Origin of the sequence: Streptomyces sp. NPDC002785 (genome assembly GCF_040295565.1) — a bacterium.
Classification (GTDB): Bacteria; Actinomycetota; Actinomycetes; order Streptomycetales; family Streptomycetaceae; genus Streptomyces.
On record NZ_JBEOVN010000317.1, the window covers coordinates 1 to 5,233 of the forward strand.

7 protein-coding genes are annotated in these 5,233 nt (G+C 68.8%); 1 reads left to right on the top strand and 6 read right to left on the bottom strand.

Annotated features, from left to right (window positions below; translation table 11 throughout):
- Window positions 1–161: 161 nt before the first annotated feature.
- The 5 genes from ABTZ94_RS36070 to ABTZ94_RS36090 all read right to left on the bottom strand — a co-directional run bounded on the left by ABTZ94_RS36070 (window position 162) and on the right by ABTZ94_RS36090 (window position 4,082).
- Entirely contained in the window at window positions 162–632 is a 471-nt protein-coding gene (locus ABTZ94_RS36070) for a Fur family transcriptional regulator (RefSeq protein WP_351207438.1), read from the bottom strand.
- 71 nt (window positions 633–703) lie between these two features.
- Window positions 704–1,276, bottom strand: coding sequence for a heme-binding beta-barrel domain-containing protein (locus ABTZ94_RS36075; protein ID WP_351207440.1), 573 nt, complete (start codon window positions 1,274–1,276; stop codon window positions 704–706).
- A gap of 330 nt (window positions 1,277–1,606) precedes the next feature.
- Window positions 1,607–2,500 carry a hypothetical protein gene (locus ABTZ94_RS36080; RefSeq protein WP_351207442.1) on the bottom strand — a complete coding sequence of 298 codons (894 nt, stop codon included), beginning with the start codon at window positions 2,498–2,500 and terminating at the stop codon, window positions 1,607–1,609.
- Entirely contained in the window at window positions 2,497–3,312 is an 816-nt protein-coding gene (locus tag ABTZ94_RS36085) for a hypothetical protein (protein WP_351207444.1), read from the bottom strand. Before ABTZ94_RS36085 ends, ABTZ94_RS36080 begins: the two co-directional genes overlap by 4 nt.
- Complete coding sequence (locus ABTZ94_RS36090; RefSeq protein WP_351207446.1) at window positions 3,309–4,082, bottom strand: hypothetical protein; 774 nt, start codon at window positions 4,080–4,082, stop codon at window positions 3,309–3,311. Before ABTZ94_RS36090 ends, ABTZ94_RS36085 begins: the two co-directional genes overlap by 4 nt.
- Before the next feature lie 281 nt (window positions 4,083–4,363).
- Between ABTZ94_RS36090 and ABTZ94_RS36095 the strand changes: the two genes are divergently transcribed.
- Window positions 4,364–4,726: a DsrE family protein gene (locus ABTZ94_RS36095; protein WP_351207448.1), complete on the top strand. Its 363-nt coding sequence runs from the start codon at window positions 4,364–4,366 to the stop codon at window positions 4,724–4,726.
- A gap of 19 nt (window positions 4,727–4,745) precedes the next feature.
- On the opposite strand, the gene ABTZ94_RS36100 is transcribed toward ABTZ94_RS36095, so the two are convergent.
- On the bottom strand, window positions 4,746–5,003 hold the full coding sequence (locus ABTZ94_RS36100; protein ID WP_351207450.1) for a DUF3099 domain-containing protein: 258 nt from the start codon (window positions 5,001–5,003) through the stop codon (window positions 4,746–4,748).
- Between the last annotated feature and the right edge of the window lie 230 nt (window positions 5,004–5,233).

Genomic DNA, 5,233 nt, shown 5'->3' on the forward strand with positions numbered 1-5,233 from the left:
GTCATGCGGCTTCGATTGCAAGGCGGAGGAAGGAAGCGGATGGGGTCTCCCCTGGTCGAGCGAAGCCGAGAGCTCGGGGAAAGAGCGTCGTTGACCGACGACAACGCCGCAAGCGGAGTCGCAGGGCGTCGGGAGCCCGCTCCCTATCGTGGGGGAGGTCGTTACGGCTTGGGATCGGCTGCGTCCGCCGTCCGGGCCACACCCTTGGACGCCGCCTTCGCCGTGCATTCGGAGCAGCGGCCGAAGATCGCGAAGTGCTTCATGTCCGTCTCGAAACCGAAGCTGCCCTGCAGCTTCGCGGTGAACTCGGCGACGACATCGACATCGGCCTCGATCACGTTCGTACAGTCGCGGCAGACCAGATGGATGTGGTGATGGCGGTCGGCCAGATGGTACGTGGGTGCCCCGTGGCCCAGATGGGCGTGGCTGACCAGCTCCAGTTCCTCCAGGAGCTCCAGCGTCCGGTAGACGGTGGAGATGTTCACGCCGGACGCGGTCTTGCGCACCTCGGAGAGGATGTCGTCGGGCGTCGCGTGTTCCAGCGTGTCGACGGCTTCCAGGACAAGCTGCCGCTGCGGCGTCAGACGATAGCCGCGCTGCCGGAGATCGGTCTTCCAGTCGGTGCTCACCACAGGCCCAGTGTAGGACCGGGCGAGCACCTGTCCGTAGCTTTGTATGTGAGGAAACCCGGCGACGGGTTGGACTACTTGAAGAACGCGATGCCGTCGTCCGGCAGGTCGCCGAGGCTCTTCGCCATCGCCTCGACCTCTTCCGGGGTGACGACCTTCTTCAGATGTGCCGACATGTACGGGCGCAGCTCCACCTCGGGGGTGGCCTTCTCGCCGACCCACATCAGGTCGCTCTTCACATAACCGTAGAGACGCTTGCCACCGCTGTACGGGCCGGAGGCCGCGGTCCGGGCCACCGCGTCGGTGACCAGGTCGATCTGCGGCTTCTGGTCGGCCAGCTCGCCGTACCAGATCTCGATGACGCCCTGGTCGCGGACCATGACGACCTCGACCTTGCGGTCCTTGTCGATGCGCCAGTAGCCGGACTCGGACTCCAGCGGCTTGACCTTCTTGCCCTCGGAGTCGAGCAGCCAGGTGTGCGAGACGTACTCCAGGAAGTCCCGGCCGTCGTGGCTGAAGGAGACTTCCTGGCCGAAGTTGCACTGATCGGCACCGGGGAAGTCGGAGACACCCGCGCCCGCCCAGTTGCCGAGGAGGAAGGCCAGAGGGACGAGGTCCGGGTGGAGGTCGGACGGGATCTCGATCATGAGCGGCTCAGACGATCTGTGAGGTGGGGGTGACTGCGAACGCAACACATCGGGCGTGAGCGTCACATAGTCGTGACGGGGGTACCCGCGCGGACGGACGCGAGGGCGGGGAGGGTCAGCGCTGACCCTGGTACAGCTTCTTCACGGTCACGCCGGCGAAGGCGAGAACGCCGACGCAGACCAGGACCAGCAGGGCGGAGAAGAATGCCTCAAGCATGGGAACTCCTTGGAACGAGCGGTATGGCAGCAGTACGGCGCCGGGCCCCAGCCTAATGGGTTGGGGCCCGGCCCGTCGGTTCGGGGTTTGCTCGGGGACCGCCGAGGGGCAGGTCAGCCCAGCAGCTGGTTCTGCAGGATCAGCGTCTGGTGGAACGGAACGCTCTCCGTGCCCTCCTTGCCCTTGCGGGACTGGACGACGAGGGCGAGCGTGTCGCCGGCGACCAGATACCCCTGGCGGACCTGTGCCGCGCCGTACGGCTTCTGCTCGGCGAACGCGTACGAAGCGGTGCGCTCCACCTTGCCCGCGCCGTTCCAGCCTTCGTCGAGGACCATCCCGGACGTCTCGGACGTCCCGACGAGCGGCACCCCCGAGGGGGTGTCCTGGACAAGCGCGTCCCTGAAGTACTGCGCGAAGGCCGTCGAATTGAACTGGACGAGATAGATCCTGGACGACGTGCCGTCGGGCATCGTCCAGCCGCGGGCGGCGACGTGCCGTGGAGCAGAGTCCTTCAGTATCTGCGTGATCTCGGAGCGCTTGCCCTTCACATACTCGGAGAGGTACTGCTCCGTGCTCACCCAGCCGCCGTCGAGCTTCTTGTCCACGGTTGCTCCGGCCGGGGCAGGCAGCAGCAGACGCCGAAGGTCGGCGTGGTGGATCTCGGCGGGATTGCCATCGCTGAACGGGCGGGGCGAACCGGCCGGCAGCGCGGGCAGGCTCAGCTCGGGATAGTCCCAGCGGCCGTCGCTCTCGGTGGCCAGACCGGGCACGTCGGTGCGCTCCATCGAGGTGATACCGAAGGCCGTACCGGCGCCGAGACCGGCGAGGACCAGGGCCGCGACAGTCCACCGGGCGACGGCCCGCAGGACGCGCCTGGGCTGTTCGGGCGGCAGCGGCGGGAACAGGGGAGGCTCGGGCGCCTGCGGTACGGGGGCGGATCCGGCGGGCGCGGTTTTGGTGGGCGGCGCGTCGGGCGCGTCGGGCGTTTCCACTGTCTGCTCGGTCATACGTACTCCCCCGGAGACGTGATGTGGTTGAGCTGGTCCTTCAACAGCTCGGCGACGGCCGCCCGGTCGAAGGGCACGGTGCCGGACGCCGAGACGCTGATGCTCAGCTCACCGTCGTATGCCAGGCAGTTCATGGACTCGATGGAGTCCTTGCTGTTCTTGCGCGGGACGAAGCACGTGGCATTCCTCGTGTGCCCCTGGATCTTCGGCCCCTGGCGGAAGACGCCGACGATCTCGAAGAGATCCGACCTGAAGGTGTAGAGGTTCCGGACGGCCTTCTTGTCCTTCATCCGCATGATCCGGGTTTCCACCAGCAGGTCGTTGCCGTCCGATGCATAGGAACGGGCAGCGGTGCCCTCGATACGGAGCTTGTCGACCCGCTTCTCGTAGGCCCGGCGCTCCTTGCCCGCGAGACCGTGGGCGCTCTCCTTCACCGCGGCGGCGGCCGTCTTGCCGCTCTGCTCGCTGTCGTTGCCCAGCTCCCCGATGTCGGGGCCGAGCCGGTAGCCGCTCGGGACCGGCAGCAGCAGCTTGCTGAGTTCGGTCGAGGCCCTGCCCCGGGCCACGTCGCCGGCCGGGTCCTTGCCGGGCTCGTGCGCGGGTTCCTGCCAGAGGCTGGTCCTGGCGCCGCGGTCGGCGTTGTCCACCGTGGTCCCGGTGTACGCGGCCGCACCGCCGACCGCGGCGAGCACCAGCACGACGGGAAGCGCAGTGAGGATCACCCGGCGTGCCCGGCCGGGGGTGGCCGGGGGAAGGGGAGCGGCCGTCCCGGGAGCGTCGGCGTGCTCGTCGGGCGTGGTCACGTCGTTCACAGGCGCTCCAGCTGTCGCTCGGCCAGCGTCCGGATGTCCTTCTTGCTGATCGGCACGGTGTCGTAGATGTGGATGTCGGCCATGATGTCGCCGCGGTACACGGTGGCCCTGGCCTGGTAAGACGGCAGATAGCCCGGTTTCCGCTCGACCTCGTAGAGGTAGTAGCGGCCGTTGCCGCTTCCTTTGAGCGGATCGCCGTCGTTGCCCGCACCGAACTCGGTGCCGGGCATGTACGAACGCTGGCCCTCGGCCAAGTCCTGGGCTTCCTGCTCGACGCCCGAGCGGAACTGCACGAGATAGGTCGTGGCGGTGCGGTACTGCCCGCGCTTCCAGGCGGCGCCCGCGATCCGGCGCATGTCGGACTCCACGAAGTACTCGTACTGGGAGCCCTTGTCCCTGAAGGTGCGGGCGTACTCGTCCACGCCCAGCCAGCCGTCCCGGAAGCCCAGCGCCGCCTTGTCCTCGCTCCAGCCCGCGGGCCTGTCGGCGAGCAGCTTGCGCAGGTCGCCGTCCGTCCTGACCCGCCGGTCCTGGGACGCGGGCAGCGGGTCGGGGGCCCCGCCCGCGGGCAGCGCCTTCGCCGGGTACGCCAGATCGGGCTGCGACAGGGCGGGCAGCGGTGTCGGGGCGCGTCCGGCCTGCACGTCGTAGCCCACGGCGGTGCCGCCGACGATACCGAGCACCGCGGCAGCGGCGATCAGCAGCACCGTGCGCCCGCGCGGGCGCTTCGCGATGGGCGCTGCGGCCGGTGCGGCCTCGGGCTCAGCCACGGGCGCCGACTTGGGCACGGGCTGGGGCTGAGCCCGGGGCTCGGGTCCGGCCTCAAGCGCCGGCACCGGCTCCGGCGTCCTGCTCACCAGCGATGGCTCTACGGCACCGGCCGGTGTCTCTTTCGCGGCGAGCGGCTCGGCCTGCCCGTCAGGAATGGTGTCTTTCGGTTCCAAAAGGGGGTCCCCCCACGAGACCTGAGGCGCGGATTCCGTTATCCGCGCACACACCTGACTGCCGCCGTGGCAATGAGGTTGCCCACCCGGCGATTACAGTTCGGCATATGCCGAAGAAGCTCGTGATCAAGGTGACTGCCGGTGCCGACTCGGCCGAGCGCTGCTCGCAGGCGTTCACAGTGGCCGCGGTCGCCGTCGCCAGCGGTGTGGAGGTCTCGCTCTGGCTGACCGGGGAGTCCTCGTGGTTCGCACTGCCGGGGCGCGCCGCGGAGTTCGAACTGCCGCATGCCGCGCCACTGCCGGATCTGATCGAGTCGATCCAGGCGGGCGGGCAGATCACTCTCTGCACGCAGTGCGCCGCCCGTCGCGACATCACCCAGCAGGACGTCCTGGAAGGCGTACGGATCGCGGGCGCCCAGGTCTTCGTCGGGGAGATCATGGCCGACGGCGTCCAGGCCCTCGTCTACTGACGCGCCCGCGCCGTACCGGCTACCGCCGCTTCTTGCCGTCGAGTTCGTCCCACCACTCGTCGGACTGCGGGTCGCCCGACGGATCGTCCCACCAGCGGTCCTCCGGGCCCCGCCGGTTGGCGACCATGGCCGCGATCGGGGGGATGACCATGGCTACGAGACACATCGCTATCGCGGCGGGCATCGACCACAGCCTGACAAAGGCCCACGCCGATACGAAGAGGACGATGCAGCCGCCCATCATCAGGAAATAGCCGCGACGGCGTCGCGCGTACATGACTCAAGCGTAGGCCCGTTCCCGCCCATACGAACGGCGCGAAGGGCCGTACCCCGCTTCAGAAGGCGTCCAACCCCTGGGGTACGGCCCTTCGGCCGGCAATGCGTCGCGAGAGGCGCGAAGCCGCGTTCGGAACCAGTGCTGTGACCGGAAAGGTTCACCGGCTCGCGACGCCCGGCACGGCGCCTCGCCGCGTTGTCGCATCACCCGAGTACATCCAGTACGCGGGT

Coding starts and splice junctions, on each gene's coding strand:
- ABTZ94_RS36075 (WP_351207440.1), bottom strand. CDS start 1,276: ATGATCGAGATCCCGTCCGACCTCCACCCGGACCTCGTCCCTCTGGCC.
- ABTZ94_RS36080 (WP_351207442.1), bottom strand. CDS start 2,500: ATGACCGAGCAGACAGTGGAAACGCCCGACGCGCCCGACGCGCCGCCC.
- ABTZ94_RS36095 (WP_351207448.1), top strand. CDS start 4,364: ATGCCGAAGAAGCTCGTGATCAAGGTGACTGCCGGTGCCGACTCGGCC.
- ABTZ94_RS36100 (WP_351207450.1), bottom strand. CDS start 5,003: ATGTACGCGCGACGCCGTCGCGGCTATTTCCTGATGATGGGCGGCTGC.